Annotated in this window: 22 protein-coding genes; 8 read left to right on the top strand and 14 right to left on the bottom strand. The window is 61.8% G+C overall.

Features of this window, described 5'->3' with window-relative positions:
* Positions 1–149: 149 nt before the first annotated feature.
* The 3 genes from MHM88_RS17175 to xylF all read right to left on the bottom strand — a co-directional run bounded on the left by MHM88_RS17175 (position 150) and on the right by xylF (position 3,342).
* Positions 150–932, bottom strand: coding sequence for an ATP-binding cassette domain-containing protein (locus MHM88_RS17175; protein ID WP_239367778.1), 783 nt, complete (start codon positions 930–932; stop codon positions 150–152).
* A complete protein-coding gene (locus tag MHM88_RS17170; RefSeq protein WP_239322372.1) occupies positions 932–2,230 on the bottom strand; it encodes a sugar ABC transporter permease in 1,299 nt (432 codons plus the stop codon). Before MHM88_RS17170 ends, MHM88_RS17175 begins: the two co-directional genes overlap by 1 nt.
* An 83-nt stretch (positions 2,231–2,313) precedes the next feature.
* On the bottom strand, positions 2,314–3,342 hold the full coding sequence (gene xylF / locus MHM88_RS17165) for a D-xylose ABC transporter substrate-binding protein (protein WP_239322371.1): 1,029 nt from the start codon (positions 3,340–3,342) through the stop codon (positions 2,314–2,316).
* A gap of 187 nt (positions 3,343–3,529) precedes the next feature.
* Here xylF and MHM88_RS17160 point away from each other — a divergent pair, with 187 nt between their 5' ends.
* Positions 3,530–4,744: an ROK family transcriptional regulator gene (locus MHM88_RS17160; RefSeq protein ID WP_239322370.1), complete on the top strand. Its 1,215-nt coding sequence runs from the start codon at positions 3,530–3,532 to the stop codon at positions 4,742–4,744.
* Positions 4,731–6,263 carry a CRTAC1 family protein gene (locus MHM88_RS17155; RefSeq protein ID WP_239367776.1) on the top strand — a complete coding sequence of 511 codons (1,533 nt, stop codon included), beginning with the start codon at positions 4,731–4,733 and terminating at the stop codon, positions 6,261–6,263. Before MHM88_RS17160 ends, MHM88_RS17155 begins: the two co-directional genes overlap by 14 nt.
* A gap of 6 nt (positions 6,264–6,269) precedes the next feature.
* On the opposite strand, the gene MHM88_RS17150 is transcribed toward MHM88_RS17155, so the two are convergent.
* The 4 genes from MHM88_RS17150 to xylB are packed head-to-tail and all read right to left on the bottom strand — an operon-like array spanning position 6,270 to position 11,343.
* Positions 6,270–7,577: a cytochrome-c peroxidase gene (locus tag MHM88_RS17150; RefSeq protein WP_239367774.1), complete on the bottom strand. Its 1,308-nt coding sequence runs from the start codon at positions 7,575–7,577 to the stop codon at positions 6,270–6,272.
* A complete protein-coding gene (locus MHM88_RS17145; RefSeq protein WP_239367772.1) occupies positions 7,577–8,584 on the bottom strand; it encodes an aldose epimerase family protein in 1,008 nt (335 codons plus the stop codon). Before MHM88_RS17145 ends, MHM88_RS17150 begins: the two co-directional genes overlap by 1 nt.
* Complete coding sequence (gene xylA, locus MHM88_RS17140; RefSeq protein WP_239367770.1) at positions 8,585–9,895, bottom strand: xylose isomerase; 1,311 nt, start codon at positions 9,893–9,895, stop codon at positions 8,585–8,587.
* Complete coding sequence (gene xylB, locus MHM88_RS17135) at positions 9,892–11,343, bottom strand: xylulokinase (protein ID WP_239367768.1); 1,452 nt, start codon at positions 11,341–11,343, stop codon at positions 9,892–9,894. Before xylB ends, xylA begins: the two co-directional genes overlap by 4 nt.
* A 264-nt stretch (positions 11,344–11,607) precedes the next feature.
* Here xylB and MHM88_RS17130 point away from each other — a divergent pair, with 264 nt between their 5' ends.
* The 6 genes from MHM88_RS17130 (at position 11,608) to MHM88_RS17105 (ending at position 15,513) form a co-directional block, all read left to right on the top strand.
* The gene (locus tag MHM88_RS17130; RefSeq protein WP_239367766.1) at positions 11,608–12,222 is read left to right on the top strand and encodes a ribonuclease H-like domain-containing protein; all 615 of its coding nucleotides are present in this window, start codon (positions 11,608–11,610) and stop codon (positions 12,220–12,222) included.
* A gap of 61 nt (positions 12,223–12,283) precedes the next feature.
* Positions 12,284–12,883 carry an LPS export ABC transporter periplasmic protein LptC gene (gene lptC, locus MHM88_RS17125; RefSeq protein WP_239322363.1) on the top strand — a complete coding sequence of 200 codons (600 nt, stop codon included), beginning with the start codon at positions 12,284–12,286 and terminating at the stop codon, positions 12,881–12,883.
* Positions 12,884–12,886: 3 nt separating this feature from the next.
* Complete coding sequence (locus tag MHM88_RS17120; protein WP_239367764.1) at positions 12,887–13,384, top strand: LptA/OstA family protein; 498 nt, start codon at positions 12,887–12,889, stop codon at positions 13,382–13,384.
* Positions 13,384–14,142, top strand: a complete 759-nt coding sequence (lptB, locus tag MHM88_RS17115) for an LPS export ABC transporter ATP-binding protein (protein WP_239322361.1) — start codon at positions 13,384–13,386, stop codon at positions 14,140–14,142. The genes MHM88_RS17120 and lptB overlap by 1 nt, the downstream gene beginning before the upstream one ends.
* A 278-nt stretch (positions 14,143–14,420) precedes the next feature.
* Entirely contained in the window at positions 14,421–14,984 is a 564-nt protein-coding gene (gene hpf, locus MHM88_RS17110; protein WP_239322360.1) for a ribosome hibernation-promoting factor, HPF/YfiA family, read from the top strand.
* 64 nt (positions 14,985–15,048) lie between these two features.
* On the top strand, positions 15,049–15,513 hold the full coding sequence (locus MHM88_RS17105) for a PTS sugar transporter subunit IIA (protein ID WP_239367762.1): 465 nt from the start codon (positions 15,049–15,051) through the stop codon (positions 15,511–15,513).
* A 143-nt stretch (positions 15,514–15,656) separates the two neighbouring features.
* Here the strand turns inward: MHM88_RS17105 and MHM88_RS17100 are convergent, their stop codons facing one another.
* The 7 genes from MHM88_RS17100 to MHM88_RS17070 all read right to left on the bottom strand — a co-directional run.
* The gene (locus tag MHM88_RS17100; protein WP_239367760.1) at positions 15,657–16,376 is read right to left on the bottom strand and encodes a hypothetical protein; all 720 of its coding nucleotides are present in this window, start codon (positions 16,374–16,376) and stop codon (positions 15,657–15,659) included.
* 83 nt (positions 16,377–16,459) lie between these two features.
* Positions 16,460–17,887: a sulfotransferase family 2 domain-containing protein gene (locus MHM88_RS17095; RefSeq protein ID WP_239367758.1), complete on the bottom strand. Its 1,428-nt coding sequence runs from the start codon at positions 17,885–17,887 to the stop codon at positions 16,460–16,462.
* A 6-nt stretch (positions 17,888–17,893) separates the two neighbouring features.
* Complete coding sequence (locus tag MHM88_RS17090) at positions 17,894–19,591, bottom strand: beta-1,6-N-acetylglucosaminyltransferase (RefSeq protein WP_239367756.1); 1,698 nt, start codon at positions 19,589–19,591, stop codon at positions 17,894–17,896.
* Positions 19,588–20,574 (bottom strand): glycosyltransferase family 2 protein, encoded by a 987-nt coding sequence (locus MHM88_RS17085; RefSeq protein WP_239322355.1) that lies wholly within the window; start codon positions 20,572–20,574, stop codon positions 19,588–19,590. Before MHM88_RS17085 ends, MHM88_RS17090 begins: the two co-directional genes overlap by 4 nt.
* Positions 20,575–20,741: 167 nt before the next feature.
* On the bottom strand, positions 20,742–21,782 hold the full coding sequence (locus MHM88_RS17080; RefSeq protein WP_239367755.1) for a glycosyltransferase family 2 protein: 1,041 nt from the start codon (positions 21,780–21,782) through the stop codon (positions 20,742–20,744).
* A gap of 1 nt (position 21,783) precedes the next feature.
* The gene (gene galE, locus MHM88_RS17075) at positions 21,784–22,767 is read right to left on the bottom strand and encodes a UDP-glucose 4-epimerase GalE (protein ID WP_239322353.1); all 984 of its coding nucleotides are present in this window, start codon (positions 22,765–22,767) and stop codon (positions 21,784–21,786) included.
* A 105-nt stretch (positions 22,768–22,872) separates the two neighbouring features.
* Positions 22,873–23,344 (bottom strand): UTP--glucose-1-phosphate uridylyltransferase (locus tag MHM88_RS17070; RefSeq protein WP_255734732.1); only part of this gene is annotated, 472 nt, incomplete at its 5' end.

The following is a 23,344-nucleotide window of genomic DNA, read 5'->3' as shown; positions in this document are numbered from 1 at the left end:
CAACGGAGCCTGCTTTCAAGCTTAGAATTCAGCGCTCTGGGTGAACTCGTGTGTTCCCTTTCCGATGGGCAACCGCGCTCCGGCTTGGCGATGCGCCAAACACAAAAGGGCGCGGATGCGCCCCTTTGCAAACCTCGGACATGCCGGGATCAGGCCGCAGCTTCGCCCGGTGTCTTGCCAAGAATGATCATCGACAGAAGATCATCATCGGTCACATCGTCAATGTCGACGGTGCCCACAAGCTGGCCGTTCTTCATGACAGAGGCCCGGTCGCAGAGTTCCATCACCGCATGCACATCGTGGTCGATCAGGAAGATCCCGATGCCCTGCGCCTTCAGCTGCTGGATCAGTTCCGCCACCATCTGCGTCTCATGCGGACCCAGCGCCGCGGTGGGTTCGTCCATGATCAGGATCTTGGCGTTGAAATAGACCGCGCGCGCGATCGCCACCGATTGCCGCTGCCCGCCCGAGAGCGCCGAGACCGGCTCGTTGAACTTGCGGAAGTTCGGGTTGAGGCGGCCCATGATCTTGCGGCATTCGGCCTCCATCGCAGCGTCATTCACCAGACCGGTGCCAGTGACGATCTCACGCCCCAGAAACAGGTTGGAGGCCGCATCGAGATTGTCCGCCAGCGCCAGCGTCTGATAGATCGTCTCGATATTGTGGCTGCGGGCATCGCGGGGGTTGGTGATCTCTACCTTGTTGCCGTTGATGCGGATCTCGCCCGAGTCCATCTTGTAGGCGCCCGAAAGCACCTTGATGAGGGTCGATTTCCCGGCGCCGTTATGGCCCAGCAGGCCCACAACCTCGCCCGGGTGCAGATCGACCGAGACGTCGTCCACCGCCTTGATGCCGCCGAACGAGATGGAGATGTTGTTCATCTCCACCATCGGAGTTGCGCCCTGGGCGCGGAGTTCCTTGGGAGTGGTCATTATTTGGCCCCCACACGTTTGCGATAGACGATGTCGATATAGACGGCGGCGACGAGCACGGAGCCGACAACGATGTTCTGGAACGGTGCATCGACGCCCACCATGGCCATGCCGGACTGAAGGCTCTGCATGATCAGCGCGCCGAGGATGGCGCCGTAGATGGTGCCAAATCCGCCAGAGAGCGCGGTGCCGCCAATCACGGCCGCCGCGATCACCCGCAGTTCGTCCAATGTGCCGATGTCGTTGGAGTGGTTGGCCAGACGGGCCGAGGCCACAACCGCCGACAGCGCACAGAGGAAGCCCATGATGGCAAAGATCTTTACCGTCAGCAGACGGGTGTTGATGCCCGACAGCTCTGCCGCGTCCGGATTGCCGCCGGTGGCAAAGATATAGCGCCCCAGACGGGTGCGGCGGGCCACAATGGTCATCACCACCGCCACTGCGATCAGGATCAGCACGGAAATCGGCAGGCCATAGCCTTGGGTAAAGCCTTCGGGCATCACCTCGCCGCGAGCCTCGAACATGCGTTCCAGACGACGGGTCGGGATCTCATAGGCATTCAGGGTGCCGACAAACCCGAGAATGGATGCGGCGATGATTGCGGCCAGCACGCCCTCGGCCCAGAGAGGTTTCACCGGGAAGTCATGCGCCAGCTTGGCGCGGCGGCTGTTCCACAGCGTCAACAATGCAAGCGCGGTCGCCACGAGCCCCAGCACCCAGCTTGCGGTGATCCCGAGGGTGCCGTTGGTGCCGCCAAACATCAGGAAGGTGGAATCGAGCGGGCCGATGGTCTGACCGTCGGTCATGTACCAGGCCACGTTGCGCCAGACGAGAAACCCGCCCAGGGTCACGATGAAGGCGGGGATTGTCAGATAGCCGACCATCCAACCGTGAAACGCCCCGATCAGGGTGCCCGCGACCAGGCCGACCACAACCGCAACCGCCCAGGTGATCGGATGGTTGAGGCCCAGCCCCAGCACATTCGGCACAAACTCGGTCTGCGTCATCGCCATGATGGCGGAGCAGGTCGCCAGCAGCGCGCCGACGCTGAGGTCGATGTGGCGGGTGACGATTACAAACACCATGCCGGAGGCCATGATCGCCACGGAGACGGTCTGGATCGTCAGATTGAAGATGTTGCGCGGCGTCAGGAAGCGCCCATCGGTCACCAGGTTGAACCCGATGCAGAGAATGATGAAGGCACCAATCATACCCAATAGCCGCACATCCAGCTCAAGCTGCTGGAAGACATTGCGCTTGGTTTGGGGGGTGATTGGCTGAGACGTGGTGTCGGTCATATCCGGCTCCAGTATTCAGCGAAGTATATCAGAAAAAGGGGGTGGATGGTCCGAAAAACTCCGGACCATCCGATTTGGTTAGATCAGTTGCAGGGGGCCGGGCCGTTTTCCACGCCCTGGCAGAGCGCTTCCTGGGTGATCCAGCCAGCATCCACAACAGCCGACAGGTTGTCCTTGGTCACCGGAACCGGCGCCAGGAATTTGGCGGTCATGGTGGTGCCCGCCGGCGAGGTCCAGGACACGGCACCGTCGATGTTTTCCATCGCTGTGCCGCCGGCCATGGCCACGGCGATCTCGCCTGCGGCATGGCCGAGGTCACGCGCGTCCTTCCACACCGACACGGTCTGGGTGCCCTTGGCAACGCGGTTCAGCGCAGCGTGGTCGCCGTCCTGACCGGAAACCGGGATACCTTCCATGCCTTGTGCGGTCAGCGCCGCCACGACACCGCCCGCGGTGCCGTCATTGGAGGCCACAACCGCGTCGACATTGTTGTCGTTGGCGGTCAGGATCTGCTCCATGTTGCGCTGCGCGTTGGCGGGCAGCCAGCCATCGGTGTAGGCCTCACCCACGATATTGATGTCGCCCGCATCAACCGCGGCCTGAATGATCTCCTGCTGACCACCGCGCAGGAAGTCCGCGTTGGGATCGGTGGGCGAGCCCTTGATCATCACGTAGTTGCCCTTGGGCATCGCCTCGAACACCGCGCGCGCCTGCATGCGGCCAACCTCGACGTTGTCGAAGGTCAGGTAAAAGGCGCGGTTGTCCTCGATCAGACGGTCATAGGCGACCACCGGAATGCCTTCATCGGCGGCAGCCTGCACGGCCGGGCCGATCGCCTGTGAATCCTGGGCGAGGATGATCAGCGCATCCACGCCCTGGGCGATCAGGCTTTCGATGTCGGAAAGCTGCTTGGCAGACGAGGACTGCGCGTCGGCGGAAATATATTCAGCACCGGCTTCCTCCAGGGCGGACACGATGGCCGCTTCGTCGGTTTTCCACCGCTCTTCCTGAAAGTTTGACCAGCTGACGCCGACGGTCAGATCCGCGGCAAAGGCCGAGGATGCAGCAAATGCACTGAGTGCGATAACGGAAAGTCCGTTCAAGAATTTCATGTCTTCCTCCCTTGTCATGCAGGCCAATTGCTTTGCCGGGCCCACACTGTGAGTCGTGTGTAGCAATATTTTTTTTGAGTTTCAAATTAAATCATGTAGGCTGCGACGAGGGAGAGATTGCCGGAGGCATTTTATGGTGCCATAACGCGGCGCTGCCGCGTGGAGACGGCATCGGAGGAGGATCAATTTGGCACGATCAGGACGGCTGTCGTCGGGCAGCGACCAGCGTGAAAGCGGACGGCAGCAGATCCTGGACGTGATCCGTGCGGCCGAAAGCATCGCCCGCATCGACATCGCCAAGGCAACCGGCGTCAGCCCGGCAACGGTCACCGCCATCACCGCAGAGTTGCTGGCTGCCGGTCTGATCGAGGAAATCGCACCGGACGGATCTTCGGAAACCAAGCGCGGACGCCCGCGCGTCGCGCTCAAGATCCGCGGGGATGCGCATCGGATTGCCGGTTTGAAGGTCTCGCACCATGTGATCTCCACCGTCATCACCGACTTTGTCGGCACGGAACTGGCCAGCCACGAGATGCCCCTGGTCAAGGGCAACATGCCCGTCCCGGACCTCTGCGCCCAGATCCGGCGGGCGCTGGAGTATACCTGCAAGAAGGGAGGTTTCGGGATCGACGACCTGTCCGGCGTCGGGCTGGGCATGGCCGGCATGATCGATGCGGAACGCAGTTTCATTTACTGGTCGTCCTCGCTCGAGGAGCGCAACGTGCAGTTTGGTGCGGCAATCGCCCGGGACCTGCCCTGCCCGGTCTTCCTCGACAATGATGCCAATCTGGTCGCCAAGGCCGAGCACCTGTTCGGCGAGGGCCGCACCTGCGATAATTTCATCGTCATCACCATCGAACATGGCGTCGGCATGGGCATCGTGATCGACGGGCAGATCTACCGGGGCACCCGCGGCTGTGGCGCTGAATTCGGGCACACCAAGGTCCACCTCGAAGGGGCGCTGTGCCAATGTGGGCAGCGCGGCTGTCTGGAGGCTTATGTGGGTGACTATGCGCTCCTGCGCGAGGCCAATATCTCCAGCGGCAGCGAGCGCCACAGGACCATCGCCTCTCTGTTTCAATCGGCCGAGAATGGAGATGCGATGGCGCAATCGATCCTCGACCGGGCGCGGCGCATGTTTGCCATGGGGCTGGCCAATGTGGTGAATATCTTTGATCCCAGCAAGATCATCCTCGCAGGCGCACGGCTGTCGTTCGACTATCTCTACTCCGACAAGCTGATCGAGGAGATGCGCCAATGGGTCGTTCAGGTGGATGCGCCCCTGCCCGAGGTGATCGTCCACGATTGGGGCGATCTGATGTGGGCCAAGGGTGCCGCCGCCTATGGCATCGAGGAAGTCACATCACAGACAGTGAAGGAGTTGGCCAATGCTGCGGCCTGACGCGTGTGCCCTCGCCCTGTTGATGCTGGCCCATCCCGCCCAAGCCGAACCAACGGTGCCAGAGTTCACACCGGTGCCCATCGCAGAGCATGTCTATGACGGCGGATGGGAGCATTACGTGGGCGGCGGCCTTGCGGTGTTCGATTGCAACGGCGACACGCTACCGGACCTTTATGCTGCGGGCGGGGCCAATCCGGCAAAGCTCTTTGTCAATGCCACGGCTGAACCTGGCGCATCATTGGCGTTTTCCCCACAAACACCCCCGGCGCTGGCGCTCACGGGGGTCACCGGCGCCTATCCCCTGGATATCGACGGCGATGAGCTGGGCGACCTCGTCATCCTGCGCGCGGGGCCGGATGTGCTGATGCGTGGCCTCGGACAGTGCCAGTTCGAACCCTTCGACACGCTGGGCTTTGTCAGTGGCGACCATTGGACAACCGCGTTCTCCGCCACCTGGGAAGGAGACAACGCTCTGCCGACGCTGGCCTTTGGCACCTATGTGGACCGCACAGATCCGGAGGGGCCATTCGGAACCTGCGACGACACGCTGCTGTTTCGTCCCGCCGGAGCATCCTATGCCCCGGTGCAACGGCTGACGCCGGGGTACTGCGCGCTCTCGCTCCTGTTCAGCGACTGGAACCGAAGCGGTCGCGCCGATCTCAGGGTGTCGAACGACCGGCATTATTATGTGCGCGGCGGACAGGAACAGATGTGGGCGATGGAGGCAGCGCCCCGCCTTTATGACGCCGAGGACGGTTGGCGCGAGTATGCGCTCTGGGGCATGGGAATCGCCTCCCGGGACATGAACGGCGACGGGTTTCAGGACGTCTACCTGACCTCGATGGGGGACCAGAAGTTTCAGCTGCAAACCCCCGACGCGGACGGCCCGGTCTGGGAAGACGTGACCTATGGCTTTGGCACCACCGCCCACCGGCCCTATACCGGCGGCGATGGGCGCCCCTCGACCGGGTGGCACGCAGCATTCGGGGATGTGAACAACGACGGGCGCGATGACATCTTTGTCACCAAGGGCAATGTCGAGCAGATGCCCGATGCCGCCCAGAAAGACCCAAACAACCTGATGCTGCAACGGGCAGACGGTAGCTTTGTCGAGGTTGGCGCGACGGCGGGTATCGACAGCCTGCATCGCGGGCGCGGCGGGGCTTTGGTGGACCTGAACCTGGACGGCCGCCTCGATATTGCGGTGGTCAATCGCCGTGCGCCTCTGGAGGTCTGGCAGAACACAAACTCCGCAGGTGGCAACTGGCTGCTGCTGCGCCTCAAGGGCGCGGCGCCAAACACCCATGCCATTGGCGCCTTTGTCGAGATGGAACTGGGCGATACGGACGTCAGCCGCGAGGTGACCGTGGGTGGTGGCCATGCGGGTGGTGATCTCGGGGCCTTGCACTTCGGTCTGGGACCTCACGCCCGTGTGCGGGTCCGCGTGAACTGGCCTGATGGGTCGACCTCTGACTGGCACACTGTCGATGCCAATCAACAGATCACCCTGACGCAATAGCCCGATCTAACGATCCACCGGCAGCCCGCTTGGGACCTGTTCCGGCACCCCAAGACGACCCGCCGCGGCGACATCGTCCGTCAACGCATGCAGGAACGCGACAATATCCGCGATTTCCGCTGGCGCGAGGTGCACCGGCGCGTAGCTGACCGCTTGTGCAAGCGCCTGGCGTTCGGATGCGGACTCGTGCACAGCCCAATCCTGTTGTCCGGGCAGGTCAGGCAGGATCGCGGCTGACGTGTCGTAATTATTCAATGACTCCCCCGGCCGCAGGTGATGCACCACAATGCCCTCCAGCGTGGCAAACGCACCGGAATGGCCATAAGGCGCGGTCAGGCCAATGTTGCGCAAAGACGGCGTGCGAAAGGCAAAGGCATCCTGTGATTTGCCTGTGACGCGGATGCGGCCTTCGTCGCGGTTGTGGGTCTCAAACCGAGCGGCCTTGCCCGGCCCGATCTGCGGCACCGCCAGCGCGTGAAAATCATGATCGGTCTGGAACCAGCCGGAGTGGCACTGGCTGCAATTGGCCTCGCCATAAAACAGCTCCATTCCGCGCAGGGCGGGCGCAGGCAGATCGCCCTGCCCCAGCATATAGGTATCAAAGGGGCTCATATCGGCGCGCCACTCGAACCGGATGAAATCCGCAAGCACATTGCCGATGTCGGCAAAGGTGATTGGCGCGCCCTCCCCCAGCACCGCATCAAAACCAGCGCGATAGGCGGGGATGGCCTCGACACGTGCGGCGATCCGGTCCCATGCGCCGCCGGGTGTGGACAGTTGCCCCAGCCGCACCGCCTCTGCGACCTCGTTCTCCGAGTAATGCCCGGCCATCTCATCGGCAGAGAGCACCGGGAACATCGCCTGCGCGGCAAGCGCGTCGTCAAAGCCCGCAACCATATCCTCGCCCAGGGGCGTGCGGATACCGCCGGGGTGGTCGGGGTGATCCTCCAGCCGTCCATCGTGGAACATCACGGTGAATTCCGGTGCACCAAGGTTCCACAGACCCGGCGCATTGCGCGGGATGCGCTGCTCGGGCAGATTGGCAGGATCAGCGCGGCGCTCGGGGCCAAGGCCGATACCGCCCTCGCCCAAGCCCAGCGACAGACCGTCGCCGGTGCCAAAGCGCGGGTGGTGGCAGGTGGCGCAAGAGATGTTGCGATTGCCCGATAGGATCGGATCGTAGAACAACAGCTGCCCCAGCTCCACCGCCGCCATATCCGGTGCCGGAAACTGCGGGCGCGGGCCAAGGTCAGGGCGCATCTCCGCCTGTGCGGCCGTGGCTCCCAGCAGGGCAAGCGCGATCATCCGGTGCATCAGATCCTCCCGAGTTCAAGGCGCAGGCGTTGACGGTAGGGGTGATCCGGGGTCGCGATCACGCTGGGGAACTGCGGCAGGTTCACCGCGTTGGGAAAGCCCTGCGGCTCAAAACAGACTCCCATGGCGGGGCCGATCTGCTGTCCTGACAGCGCACCGGACTGGGGCGGCAGGGCGGCGGCGGTATAGATCTGCGCGCAGGGCTGATCGCTGACGATCCGCATCTGCAGCCCATCCGGTGCGGTCAGTGTCGCCACCGGCAATTGCGGATCACGACAGGTGTCGAACACAAGCGCCACATCGCTGCCTCGGTGTTCCGGATCAACGTCGGCAAAACTGCGCCCCAGACGAAGGTCATGATGGCTGCCATCCAGCGCTGCGATTTCACCGGTCGGGACATTGGCGTCGTCCAACACGAGAAAGCTGCTGGCGTCCACTTGCAGGCGGTGATCGCGGATCGGCTGCGTACCGCCCGTCAGGTTATAATAGTTGTGCTGCGCGAGGCTGATCGGGGTTGGTGCGCTCACGTCCGCCCGCATGTCATAGGTGATCGCCAGCCCGTCCAGCGTCACGGTCAGCGACACATCCACTGCACCGGGGAACCCCGCCTCCCCCTCCGGTGAGTGGTAGCGCAGGCGCGCGCTGGCGTCAGAGAGCAGTTCAAGCTCCCAGAACACATGAGAAAACCCCTGTGCCCCGCCATGCAGCAGCGTATCGCCTTCATTGGCGTCGAGTTGGTAGCTCTGCCCATCAAGGGCAAAGCGCGCGTTCTTGATCCGCCCGGCCACGCGCCCCGCAATCACGCCGAGATAGCCCGGGTTGTACAGATAGGCGGCCGGGTCCTCAAACCCGAGGATCAGCGGGCGGTCGTCGTACAACAGGCGCAGATCGCGGGTTACGGCACCAAAGTTCAGCAGGCTGACGGAAAGGCCCGCGCTGTGCAGCCGCGCCTCTTTCAGCATGTGGCCTTGGTGAAGGCCGTGATCCACGATCTGCGCGTTGCTCATTCAGACAAACCGGTTGATGACGTTTTCCAGATATTCCTGCCGCCCGGACCGGGGTTTGGGGTTGATGTCTTCGGCTTCGACCCGGTGTGCGATGTCGTCCAGTGACAGCTTGCCCGAGAGCATATCCTGCGCGTCGTCCCGCTGCCACCCGGCGTAGCGGTCGGTGACAAACTGATCCAATGTGCCGTCCTCGATCATCGCGGCAGCGGCCTTGAAACCGCGCGCACAGATGTCCATGCCGCCGACATGCGCCATCAGCAGATCCTCCGGGTCGATGGACTGGCGGCGCAGCTTGGCGTCAAAATTGGTGCCGCCCGAGGTAAAGCCACCGTGTTTCAGGATGTGGTAATAGGCCAGCGCCACCTCCGGCGTGTTGTTCGGGAATTGATCGGTGTCCCAGCCGGACTGGTAATCGTTGCGGTTCATGTCGATGGACCCAAAGACGCCCAGCGCCTGTGCTGTGGCAATTTCATGCTCGAACGAATGTCCCGCGAGGATCGCGTGGCCCTGCTCCAGGTTCAGTTTGACCTCGTTTTCCAACCCGTGGCGCTTGAGGAAGCCATAGACGGTCGCTGCATCGTAGTCGTACTGGTGTTTGGAAGGTTCCTGCGGTTTCGGCTCCACCAGGATCGCGCCCTTGAAGCCGATCTTGTGTTTGTATTCGACCACCATATTGAGCATCCGGCCCATCTGCTGGTCTTCTTGCGCAAGATCGGTGTTCAGCAGCGTTTCATAGCCCTCACGACCGCCCCAGAGCACATAGTTCTCGCCGCCCAGACGGTGGGTTGCGTCCATGCAGGTCTTGATGGTCGCCGCCGAGAAGGCAAAGACATCCGGGTCCGGGTTGGTCGACGCCCCCGACATGAACCGCGCGTTGGAAAACAGGTTGGCGGTGCCCCAGAGCAGTTTGACCCCGGTTTCTTCCTGCTTTTGCGCGAAATACTCGACGATCTCATTCAGGTTGCGGGTGTTTTCCGCAAAATTCGCCCCCTCCGGCCGCACATCCGCGTCATGGAAACAGTAGTAGGGCGACTGCAACAGGGTGAACATCTCAAACGCCACATCGGCCTTGAGCTTGGCGGCCTCCATCGTGTCCTTGAACCACGGGCGGTCAAAGGTCTGGCCGCCAAACGGATCGCCGCCCGGCCATACGAAGTTGTGCCAGTAGCAGGTGGCAAAGCGCAGATGCTCTTCCATCCGCTTGCCGAGGATCACCTCGTCGGGGTTGTAGTGGCGGAAGGCCAGCGGGTTGGTGCTGTCTGCGCCTTCATACTGGATTTTGGAAACGTCGCCAAAGAAGCCGGTGGTCATGTCATCAGTGCCTTCATGTTGGGATAGAGCGCGCGATACCTTGCGTATGAGGCATCATAGGCCTCGGTCAGGTCGCGGCGTGGATCAATGGTGTGGGCGATGGGCGGTGCAGTCATCACGGCGGAAACGTCGGCGCCTGTGGCTGTCATCGCCAGACGGGCGGCGCCCAATGCCGCGCCAAACTCGCCCTTGTCGGGAATGTCGAGGGACACGCCAAGGACAGTCGCGAGGGTTTCCACCCAATAAGGCGACCGGGTGCCGCCCCCCACTGCAAGCAGGCGCGTGAGGTTGGTGTCGGTGCCCTTGAGCGCCTCAAGGCAATCGCGCAGCGCAAAGGCCACACCCTCCATCACCGCCTGTGTCAGCTCTGCCGGGCCATCGCCAATATCAAGCCCTGCAAGCGTGGCGCGAATGCGGGCATCGTTATGCGGTGTGCGCTCGCCAGAAAGATAGGGCAGGAACGTCACCGAAGACGGACCCGTGACCTGATCCGGCAGCAGTCCCGCCAGCGTCGCCGGGGTCTGCCCAAGCGTGCGCGACAGCCAATTGAGACAGTCCGTCGCCGCAAGGATCACCCCCATCTGATACCACGTATCCGGCACCGCGTGGCAGAAGGTATGCACAGCCGAGGCCGGGTCAGGTTTATAAGCAGATTTGGCGGCCAGGAGCACGCCGGAGGTGCCAAGGCTCACAAAGCCCTCACCCTCACGGAAACACCCGGCCCCGCAGGCGGCAACCGCGTTGTCGCCACCGCCCCCGGCGACAACCACCGCACCGTCGATGCCCCATTCATCGCGAAGCGCGTCACGCAAGTCGCCACCGGCGGCGGAACCTTCGACCAGGTCGGGCATCTGGTCGCGGCGCATGCCGGACACTTCCAGCAGCTGCTCCGACCAATCCCGCGCGCCCACATCAAGCCATGACGTCCCGGCGCTGTCTGACATGTCAGAGACGTAGGCGCCGGTCAGCCAGTAGCGCAGATAATCCTTGGGAAGCAGCACCTTGGCGACCTGCGCAAAGATCTCCGGCTCATGCGCCTTGACCCAGGCCAGTTTCGGCGCGGTGAAGCCGGGAAACACGATATTGCCCGACAGATCCCGCACGCCTTTTGTGCCATCCAGCTGGGCCGCCTCGGCAGCCGAACGCGTGTCGTTCCACAGGATACAGGGGCGCAGAACCTTGCCCGCCGAATCCAGCAGGGTGGCCCCGTGCATGTGGCCGCTGAGGCCGATGCCGCGCAACGCGGCGAGCTCGGTCGGGTGGTCCCGACGCAGCGCTGCAATTGCGGTCTGACAGGCGGTGATCCAGTCCTGCGGGTCCTGTTCGCTCCACCCGGTATGCGGGTGTGAGACCCCATAAGCTGCATCCGCCACGCCAATGACATTGCCACCCTCATCGGCCAGCAACGCGCGCAGCCCCGACGTCCCCACGTCAAGACCCAGAAACATACGATGTCCTCCCAATCGCCCGACGCGCACGACCGCTGGGGTCGTACACATATTTATTTCGGCGATTAAAATAAAACAGAATCTCCGCGCGCTGTCAATCGCGATAGCCGACGCGCCCGATCGACCTGGCCGGATGCCCCCCGGCCGTGATCGCCAGACGCCAACCGGCGCCGCCTCCGCAGGGCAGCAGCGGTTGAGTTCGCATCTCAAAGCGCCTATGTCGAAGCCAGCTCGCCAGAACCAACCGCAACCAAGGATCGCCCCGTGGCCACGCATCTTTATCCGCAAGACCTTCCGGACGGACTCGACCTTGGACCGGTTGTCGCCATTGATTGTGAAACCATGGGGCTGAACCCCCATCGGGACCGTCTTTGCGTGGTGCAGATGTCGGGCGGCGACGGCAATGCCCATATCGTGCAGATCGCAAAAGAGCAGACGTCCGCGCCGAACCTGACCCGGATGCTGGCCGACCCGAAGGTTCTGAAGCTCTTTCACTTCGGGCGCTTTGACATCGCTGCCCTTTATCATGCCTTTGGGACATTGGCGGCGCCGGTCTATTGCACCAAGATCGCCAGCCGTCTGGTGCGAACCTATACGGATCGCCACGGCCTGAAGAACCTGACCCAGGATCTGTTGGGGCAGGATATTTCCAAACAGCAGCAAATGAGCGACTGGGGCGCCGAGACCCTGACCCAGGCTCAGCTGGATTATGCCGCTTCCGACGTTCTCTATCTGCACCGCTTGCGCAAGGAACTGGACAAGCGCCTGGCGCGTGAAAGCCGCACGGAGATCGCTCAGGCGTGTTTTGACTTTCTGCCGGTGCGCGCGCAGCTTGATCTGGCTGGCTGGCCGGACACGGATATATTTGCCCATTCCTGACGGTGCCCGCCGCACCCCGCCGACGCCCTGATCCGCAACCCCAACACAGGAAGGACGAGCCATGGATCGCTATTCGCGCACTGTCGCCTACCTGAAGGTAGTGCTGCCGCTGGCGTCGCTCGGGCTGCTCTCCACCCTGTTTCTGATTTCGCGCGGCGTGGAAAACGAACCTGCGATCCCCTTTGCCCAGGTCGACATCGAAAACCGGCTCCGGGGACAGCAGGTGACAGCGCCGTTTTTCACCGGCACCACGGACTCGGGTCACGAAATCACCATTGCCGCTGCAAAAGCCCTGCCTGATGGCGATCAGGGCACGGCCTCTGCCACCGATCTAGAGGCCGAAATAAAGACCACGGAAGGAAACAGCATTCTGCTGCTGTCCGACTCCGGGTCGATCCGGCCCGACAAGGGAACCGCCACACTCACTGGGAACGTGCGTATCCTGACCGCAAACGGCACCCGGGTCGAAACCGACACCCTGGAGGCGCTGCTGAGCGGCATCGAAGCCCGCAGCCCCGGCGCAATCACCGCCACTGGTCCTTTTGGTGACTTTTCCGCTGGCGCCATGCGGATCTTCACACAATCGAAGAACAGTCCCGTACATATAGAGTTCACGGACGGCGTGAAGCTGGTGTACGATCCTGCAAAAGTAGAAAGATAACCCGTGCGACGACTGACATTTGTTATGCTCTTTGGTTTGATGGCCCTGGGACAGGCCCCCGCCGGTATGGCGCAGGGGACCGGGGTGTCCTTTGGGATCCTGCAGACGGACACGTCGCAACCTGTCGACATCACCTCCGACAGTATGCGGGTGAACCAGGAAGACGGCTCTGCCTTGCTGACCGGCAGCGTGTTGATCATTCAGGGTGATATGCGGCTGAGCGCGGATAACGTTCTGGTCATCAGACGGGCCGAGGGCAACGGGATCAAACGGCTCGAGGCGCGTGGCAATGTCGTGCTTGTGAGCGGCGAGGATGCCGCCGAAGCGCGCGAGGCCGATTACACCATCGAAAGCGGCACGGTGGTGATGCGGGGGGATGTGCTGCTGACCCAGGCCGGCAACACCCTCGGCGCAGAGACCATGACGGTCGATCTTACCACCGGCAACGCGACGCTCAGCGGCCGGGTTCGGACCACCCTCGGCGGCGGTAGCGATAACTGATGACCCATCCAAATCTGACAGTCACCACCGGGTCGTCGGGGCTGCGCGTCAACAAGATGCGCAAGAGCTACCGCAAGAAGGTCGTCATCCGCGATGTCTCGATGGAGCTCAACCGGGGCGAGGTCGTCGCACTGCTGGGTCCAAACGGATCGGGCAAAACCACGAGTTTCTACACGATTGCCGGGCTGGTGTTTCCCGAGGCCGGCAGCGTCACCATCGACGGGCAGACCGTGACCTCGCTGCCGATGTACCGGCGCGCGCGCTTGGGGATCGGATACCTGCCGCAGGAAATGTCGATCTTTCGGGGTCTCTCGGTCGAGGACAATATTTCCGCGGTGCTGGATATTGCGGTTCGCCACGAACACAAACGGCGCGAACGCCTGGAGGAGCTGCTGTCCGATTTCTCGATCGAACATTTGCGCCGCGCGCCGGCTCTGGCGCTCTCTGGTGGTGAACGTCGCCGGGTGGAAATCGCCCGTTGCCTGGCGGCAGATCCGAAATATCTGCTGCTTGACGAACCCTTTGCCGGGGTTGATCCGATTTCGGTCGGCGACATCCGCAATCTGGTTGCCGAGTTGAAAACGCGGGGCATCGGCGTGCTGATCACCGATCACAACGTGCGCGAGACCTTGGAAATCGTTGATCGCGCCTACATCCTGCACGACGGTCAGGTGCTGATGTCCGGCACCCCGGAAGAGGTCGTTGAAAATGAAAACGTCCGCCGCGTGTACCTGGGCGATAACTTTCGGATTTCCTAAACACCCCTGACGCAAGACATTCCGGCAAAGGCTCGCCGACTGGTTGTTTCAACCAACGCGATGCACGTGGAATTGCATTGACTCCGTGCCGGGTTTGTCATCGAATTGTGTCATGGCAAACATGCGTCCCGATGCAGTCCCTCCTTTGACCCTGTGTTCAGGGTCCGGCGGGCTGCACGCTGCAGGGTTTGCCCATCCTTCCTGGCGATCCTGATACCGACACCACAGCCCTGCTGTGTCCATTGGTGCGGGCCCAGGCAACACAAAAAGGAGATCACATGCGTTACAAAGTCAGCGGAAAACAGATCGACATCGGCGAATCTCTGCAAACCCACGTAGAGACGGAACTGAGTGCGATCCTGGAGAAATACGCAGGCCGACCGACCGATGCACAGGTCGTCTTCTCCCGCAGTGCGCATGAATATGTCTGCGAAGCAATCGTCCACCTGTCCACCGGGCTGACATGCCAAGCCAAGGCCCATGCCACTGAAATCTACGCCTCTTTCGAGGCCTGTCTGGAAAAAATGGACAAGCAGCTGCGGCGCTACAAGCGTCGTCTGAAGGACCATCACCGGGATCGGGCCGAACCGGTTGAACTTATGGGAGCCAGCTCGTATATCCTCGCGTCTGAACAAGCGGAGTCCGCCGACGAGCCGGACTCACTGCAACCGATTATCGTCGCCGAGATGGAGACAAAAATTCCCTCCTTGTCTGTTGGCGAGGCGGTGATGCAGATGGAACTGGCTGGCTCACCCGTGCTGGTCTTCCGCAATGAAGGCAAGGACGGGCTGAACGTGGTGTATCGGCGTGAAGATGGCAACATCGGCTGGATCGATCCCTGATCGAGAACTGAATGACCAGAGGGGGCCGGCGACAGGCCCCTTCGCCCTGAGTGGAGCAGAGGCAATGCAGATTTCCAACATCCTCACGCAGGAGGCCGTCCGGGTCATTGGTGCGGCATCGAGCAAGAAACGCCTGTTTCAGGAAATCGCAGAAGTCGGCCAGGCCGCCTACAACCTGGATGCGCCGGCTACCGTCGAAGCCCTGCTCGACCGCGAAAGCCTCGGCCCCACCGGCGTGGGCCATGGGGTCGCCCTGCCCCACGCACGGCTGAGCGACGTGGATCGCGTCGTGGGGGTGTTTGTCTCGCTGGAAAAGCCACTTGATTTCGGCGCTGTGGACCGTCAGCCGGTCGACATCGTCTTTGCGCTGTTTGCACCTGTGGACGCGGGTGTCGAACACCTCAAGGCGCTTGCACTTGTCTCCCGCACCCTGCGCGAACAGAGCTTCTGCACCAAGCTGCGGGCCAACCCCGACCCGGCCACGCTGCACACCATCCTCACCGAAAGCCAGTCGGTGCAGGCCGCCTGATCACCGCAGCGGCATCGGACTGACAGGACAAGCCTGATCTGCAGCCCCCCGTGGCAGGCGCCCTGTGGTAGGCACCCTGTGACCTGCGACCACATCGCGGAGCGCTCCCCATGCGCGCAAAGGGAGCGCATCCGCCGAGAGCCTCAGATACCGTAGGCCTTGCGCACAAATCCTGCGCCGAATTCCTGCCCCATCAATCGGTCGCAAATCCCGCGCATCAGTTTGAAACTGTCTGCGCGCAGCGTCTTCTCGCCATCCTTCAGGGCTTTGTCGGTCACCGTCGCATCCTTCTTCACGTAATGCGCAACCAGCGCCTTGTTGGCGTGGTGACCGATATTGTAGTCGTTCCTCGGCCCGTATTTCTTGACGGCCTCGGCGATCTTATTTTTCTTGTGAACCAAGATGTAGGTATCCAGAAACGGCTCGTCATGGGTCGCCTTCAGCAATGCCGACAGGGCATTGGCCAGCTTGCTGTCCTTCAGGATCATATCCACCGTCGGCTTGTCGGACAACTTGCTCATCTTGCTTTCGAAGGCATGCCGCTTGAGCAGATCGCTATGCGTGTCATCCGCGACCTTCAGGTAGTTGTCCAACCCCGCAATGGTTCCCTTGTGATCGCCAATCTGCTTCTTGCAGACCTTGATCGCCCCCATGATCTTCAGCTTGAGCTTGCCCACGACCATGATCGCATGTTCGACATCCTTGAGGATCGCGGCAAATGTCCCCACCGAATAATTGGCCTTGGCAATGTGTTTCTGCCAGTCATCCAACGCCGCGCCCACACCAAGCCCCTTGAGGAACAGCGGCCGGTTGTCCTGCCACTCCTTGCGGGTCATCTTCTTTGGTTTGAATGATTTGTCCATTGTCTGTCCCCATTGCAGTCTGCAGGAATGATACGATCCCGCGCGATGGTTCCGACGCTAAAATCACAGAAAATTCGAACAGATCAGGCCCAGTCGCCAAACCCCAGCGTCATGTAATCCCGGGCATAGATCGAGCGGCTCAGGGACTCGAGCTTGGCGTCGTAAATGTCCTGCAGGCTGTAGGGGCGGTCAGCCGCAACCCGTGGCACCGGCCCCGGCGACAGGCGCCCCAGCTTTCTGGCCAACCAGGGCAGATCATCGGCCATCTCGTGATCGCGAATGATCAGATCCGGCGAACCGAGCTCGGCAAAACCAGCGATCACCTGTGTCTGGCTGGCCCAGCGCGCATCCACGCGGATCGCCGTTTGCCCTGCCAGGTTCGCCTTCAGAAACAACAGGAACTGCTCGAATGCCGCCCGATGATCATCCCGCGTGTAGGTGTCATCCGGTTCTGTCGCCGGAATCTGCAGGTCAAACCGACGGCGCAGGGTCTTGCGGATCTGTCCCAGACTGTCAGCCCCGGTGCTGAGGATGCTGCGGCAGAATATCGAATGCGCCCGCGCCAAAGGGTGCCGCACCACGGTAAAACTCCGGTGTGCCGGATTGTGCTTGCGCCATTGCCGCAACTGCTTCTGGCTCATTCCCGAGATCAGCCCATCGGGTTCGACCTTGTCCAACGCGCCGATCCAGCGGGTGACATCGGCCTCCACCCCGCATTTGATCGGCATATAGAGGATTGGCGTCACCACCCCCGCCACATAGCCCGGCACCGCCGGACCACGCCGGGGTTCGAAATTCGGCGTTCGGGTCAGATTGAACCGATCCAGCCCGGCCACGGCCTCCATCATCTCCTCCGGATTGCTGACCTTTGACACCACCGGCGCCGGGTTCTGGCGCTTCAGACTCTCGTCCAGCGCCTCCAACCGGGCGGGCGTGCCCAGCCATGCCGCAAGGCCGTTCATCACGTCGAGATCCTGAAGATCCTCATAGGCAATGTAGAACGCGGTCTGCCCGCTCCGCTGCAGGCGATTCAGGATGGTGACCTGAAACTCCTGGACCGCCTCCACATAGGCCCCGAACTCGGCGCCATCAAATTCGGCTTTGGCGTCCTTGCGACGGGCAACGTTGGTCAGCTTCCACTGACCGGTGCTCCGCGCGATCTTGAGCGACACATAGCTGTCGAGCGGGTTGCGGGTGAGGACAATCTTGGCGATCCGGGGATCGTCCAGAATGCAATCCAGCACCCGGGGATCATGATCGTGAAAATAGCGAAACCCGCCGAGCACGCCCGGCTGGGATCGAATCGCCGTCAGCACCTGCATCGGGTCGCTATCGCGCACATGTTGGGACACCCCCAGAATGTCATCCTTGTTGGGATAACCGATGAAGTGCGGATTGAATGCCTCCCCATGGCAGGTGACACCCTCCAGTGCATTGAGGTTGGCCTCGAGGAAATTCGATCCCGTGCGCATGTCAGCAAGCACGACAAAGGAGTGGAAGGCACCAGTCATCGGACCTCACTTCACCAGATAGGGTTTGCGGCGCGGGGGCGCACTCTGCTGCGCAAGGCTCTGAACCGGGAAGTCCCCCATGAGATAGGGATGCATGCCCTGGTTTTTCAGGTTTTGCAGGAACTGACCAAACCCGCTCAGGTCGACCAGGCGCGGCGCGGCGCTGAGATGGCCGCCGGTCGATCCGATTTCATCAACAACTGTCTGCAGGTTTTCCATCGGCGCCTCGATGAATTCCGCCATCGACCAGATGCGGATACGCGCCTTGGCCCAGTGCGACCGCAGGATCTTCAGATGCTCCGACTCGATCCGCTGCAACCGGGCGGCCTCCCGCCTCAGGTCGGCAAAATTCCGGTTGGACTTGAACAAGGGCACCGCCCACGCGCCCGAGATCACCGAAATCTGCGCGTTGGTATCCCGCGCCATGAACCAATTCGCCTGCTGGGTGTCGCCCGGGCCAAACTGAAAGCACTGCCGCTCTCCGCGGGTGTTCCAGATCAGATTGCTCAGATAGCTCTCGGGATTGTAGTCGCGCAGCGCCGCCGTATCGCTGAGGCAGCCATTTATCAACTCCTGCCCGCCCGCGAGTTCGGCCCGCCCGGGCGCAAACACGTGGCCATGCACCCTGGCCCCCGTGGCACGCGCCAACCAGGTTTCGAAATCCTCGAACAATTCGGTAAACCCTTGCAGCACCGAATAGGGCCCCGACGTGAGGCCGTTTTCCTCGCCGTGCCGCGGATAGCGGCTTTGCATATAGAGCCCCTTGCGCCCCCGGGTGCGACGTTCGACCGCTTTGGCGAAAATGCGGTCGATCTTGCCCGGATTGGGTTCTTTCCGCGTGCCAGCGCCAGCCCCATCCGTCAAAAACGCCTGATAGAGCCGTTCCGCATGTGGCCAGATCTTACGCGCCACAAAACAGTCCGATCGACGCAAAAGCTGCAAATGGTCATCGTAGAAAATATGCGGTTTGCCCTGGTAGTCGAACTTCGACAACGTCAGCGAGCGGCTCTCGATCTGATCGGAATAGAGCCGCGCAAGTGTCTGATAGTAGCTCTCGTCAGGGATCCACACATGCCGGAAATAGGCATCATGCCGGGGCCGCTCCGGATCCTCCAAGATCGCCGACAGGGTTCTGCGCGTCAGGCACCACCATTGGCTGCCCATATGCGGCACCAGCCCCGCCGGTACACGACGGCGCAGTTTGAACCGGCGCTGCAGCGCGACATAGGCGTCAAACAGCTTGCGGTGCCGGCGCCAGGAAAACGGAAACCTGAGGGTAAACCGCTCTGCACTGAGCCCGCCCACGATCCACGGCACATCCGCAGTGGTGGCACTTTCGATGAAATCCGTGGCCGGGCGTGCATCAAGATAGTCGATCAATTCCTGCACGGGCCGCAGCGGCAGGCACGACCCGGACGCCAGAAAGACATGACGCACCTCCGAGAACTCCGACAACATGTATTCCGAGGCAGCTTGGGATGCGGCAACGATGCCCCAGGTTCCCCATTCGCAGCGGTGGCGCCGGCTGAACCGGATCAGCGGATCATCGGCAAGCGCCCCGCGGAACGCCTGAAAGGTCTTGCGCGGGACATTGCGATCCACATGCAGCACAACCGGGCACCCGGCGGCGGTCCAGTGGCGCGCCACCTGTTCGGCGCGCTCCAGTGCCGTATGCACAAGCATCACGATGCCGACGGTGCTCATGCCCAGTTCCCCTTGGACATCAGCCCCATGATCTCCAGCTGGCGCCAGTTGATATATTTCTCGCTCCACTTGCACCAAAGCTCGGGGCGATCCTTGAGCGAATTGGCATAGGCCGTGTATTCAACCGACCTGCCGTAGTGTTGCCGCCGCTTGATCTCCTCCGCGGCCTTTTCGCCGAAGGTATCGAGAAACTTGGTATGCAGGAGTATTCCGCTCGCCTTCTCGCCACCATTGGTTTCATAGACCTGGTTCAACCCGCGCGGCAGCAGCATGTGCGTCGAGCTCACAAAAGCATATTTGCGATGCCATTTCACCAGCGGGATCTTGTTCAGCGCTGGGGCGAGCTTTGGCTTGTCGGCAAAAAACACCCGTGCGCGCGGGCCACCCTGTATCCACAGGTTGCCGTAGCGATTGTTCCGCTTGATCGTGTAGTTGCCACCATCGAACCAATGCGCGATCTCCAGCGGATCCTGTCCCGCCTGATAGGGCACCTCGTCGATCCGGCCCTTGGGATACATATCCAGCAACATCGCCGCAAAGCTGCGGATCTGCGATGTATCAAGCCAATCCGTCAGCGCGCGGATCGGGCGCGTATCGCAGAACGGGTAGATAAAGAACTCATCCGGATCAACGACCAGCGACCAATGGCCGTGCGCGTAGCGCCGCAGCAGGTAGTTGATCCAGTCGACGCCATAGGTTGCGCGTTTGTAGCTGCCGCGCGTGTGCCACACCGAGACATCCGGCATATCGGACAGATACCCCTGCACCCCATCGGTCGAGTCATTGTCGACAAACAGAAAGTGATTGACCCCCAGGCTGCGGTAATACTGCAGGAAATAGGGCAGGCGGATTTGCTCATTCCGGACCGTTGTCGCCAGCAGGATGTCACCGGGGCGGATCCGGTGGGTATTGTCCTGCATGCAGCGCAACTCTCGCGACTTTCGCAAGGCGCGCAGGACCCGACGCTTGCGCCTGATCCGCATCTGGTAGGAATCCCAAAGCCCCAAATAACTGCCCTCAAGTTTCAGGATCGGCCCCACGACCCTGGCACAGGCTTAATGCGCCCGCACAGGTGCAGGCAATATGTCATGTCCACGTTATCGAAACAATGCGTTTAGAAATGGTTACATAGTCGACGAACCGATCAGCATCACCAGGCGATGCGGCCGCACAATCCCAGATCGACCAGCTGCTCCGGCCCCTGATACCGAAGCGCACCCGGATGCCACAGGTCCGGGTATTTTTGAATTCCGTTATAATAGTCATCAAAGAGGTCGGGCATGTGAAAATGCTGGCGACGTCCCTGTTCAATCCCGGACTTCTGCACGACCTCCGGCAGGAACTTGGTATGCAACAACACGCCGGACGGCCCGGGGGCACCTGGACCTCCGTAGAGCATGTTCAGATGGCGTGGCAGCAGAGCATGGGTGGAGTTGGTATAGGCATACCGCCGGTTCCAACGGATCAGGGGGATCTTGTTCAGCGTTGGCGCACGATCCGGGCTCTGCGCAAAAAAGACCCGGTCCCGCGTACCGCCCTGTACCCACAAATTGCCCCGCGGGGCCTGCCGCCGAGACCGGAAGGGACCGGGATCAAACCAGTTCAGCAGGCTGGTCGGATCCTGCCCGGGCGCATAGGTTTGGCGCCCCAGCGGACCCTTGGGAAACAGGTCCAGCAACAAGGCACCAAATCCAATCTGCCCCCGGCGCTCCAGACAGGCCGCCAAATCCCGCAGATCATGGGTCTCGATCCCGTCATAGGTCAGCAATTCGTCCGCATCGACGGTCAGGCACCATCTGCCATGGCCGTAGCGCATCAACAGCCAACCGGCCCAATCCACGCCAAAACGGCTGTCGCGGTAGCTGTCAGCCGTCCGCCAGATCGAGATATCGCCCGTGCCGGCCTGTTGCCGCACATAATAGCTGCTGCCATCCGTGCTGTTGTTGTCGACGATCAGGAAATGGCCCGCGCCCAGATCCCGATAATACTGCAGGAAATGCGGGAGACGCTGGTGCTCGTTGCGCAGCACCACCACGACAACAACATCCCCCGGCTTGATATTCCGCGTATTGTTGACAACCTGTTGCAAGCGATGTCGCGCCCGCAGCGCGCGCCACAGACAGCGCCGCCGCTTCCAGCGCAGCCGATAGGCCGCGCCTACCGAGATGCGGGGCAGCGCATCAGCTGACACGTCAGCGCTCGTAGGCACCAGTCTGGTGCCAGCGCCAGGCGTCCGCAATCATCTGGTCGAGCGAGGAGCGGACCGGCTCCCAGCCCAGCTCTTCGCCGGCGCGACGTGACCCGGAGACCAGCTTGGTGCAGTCACCGGCACGCCGCGCGCCGATGGTGTAGGGGACATCCGTATTGGTCACCGCCCGCGAATGCTCAATCACCTCCATCACCGAAAAGCCGGTGCCGGTGCCGAGATTGAAGACACGGCTGCCCTTGCCCTCCTGCAACCACTTCAACCCGAGAACATGCGCATCCACCAGATCGCAGACATGCACATAGTCGCGAATGCAGGTGCCATCAGGCGTCTCGTAGTCGGTTCCAAACACGGTGAGCGCATCACGCTCGCCGCGGATCGCCTGGATCATCAGCGGGATCAGGTGGGTTTCGGGCTGGTGACATTCCCCCACCTCCGCCTCGGGATCGGCGCCGGCCACGTTGAAATACCGGAAAATGACCGCGCGCAGACCATGCGCAGCTTCGAAATCCTTCAGGATGTCCTCAACCGCGCGCTTGGAGGCCCCATATGCGTTAAGCGGCTGCTGGGGTGTATGTTCATCCAGCACCACATTGTCATGCTCCCCATAGGTCGCACAGGTCGAAGAGAACACAAAATCGAGGCAGCCCGCAGCCACCGCAGCTTCGATCAGGCACAGTGAGCCGCCCACATTGTTGGCCCAGTACCGACCAGGCTGGCTCATCGCTTCGCCGACCTGGCTGAGGGCGGCAAAATGCATCACGGCAACGGGCTCGTATTTTTCAAATACGGCATCAAGGCGCGCCCTGTCGGTCAGTTCGCCGTGCTCGAAAGGCCCGAACTTCACCGCATCCTGCCATCCGGTGACCAGATTGTCATAAGTGACCGGCGTATATCCCGCCCGCTTTAGCGCCTTGCAGGCGTGCGATCCGATATAACCGGCGCCGCCGGTCACGAGTACATTGGTCACGGTGCTTCCCCAAGTTCGGCTTTGCAAGTGAGAGTGGACTGCTCACCGGGAGTGAAGCAACTCCCTGCTATCGGAGCAACCTCAATCCCATTTGACGCTGGCGGATTATTCCGCCGCACGTGTGACCTGTGCCACGTCCTGGATATAGTCCATCAGATCGTCCCGAAGGTCCGGCCGCGCCAGGGCGAAGGCGACGGTGGCCTGCAGGAACCCGGCCTTGGAGCCGCAGTCAAACCGCTGGCCTTTGAACCGGTAGCCGTAGACGGGCACATCTGCGGCGATGTCTTCCGCGATCGCGTCGGTCAGCTGGATCTCGCCGCCCGCCCCTTGCTTGCGCTGGTTGAGGTTACGCAGCACCGAAGGGGACAGAATGTAGCGGCCGATCACCGCGAGGTTCGAGGGCGCATCCTCTGCCTTGGGTTTTTCGACCATCCCGTTGGCAGAAATCACCGCGCCCTTGTCCTCTTTCACATCGAGCACACCATAGGATGAGGTCTTCTCGGGCGCGACTTCCATCGCCGCCACCATATTGCCGCCGGTTTCCTCATAGGCTTCGACCATCTGCTGCAGGCAGGGT

Origin of the sequence: Epibacterium sp. MM17-32 (genome assembly GCF_022348205.1) — a bacterium.
Lineage (GTDB): Bacteria > Pseudomonadota > Alphaproteobacteria > Rhodobacterales > Rhodobacteraceae > Epibacterium.
The sequence above is the reverse complement of the archived record's forward strand: the minus strand, read 5'-3'. Positions and strand labels throughout refer to the sequence as shown.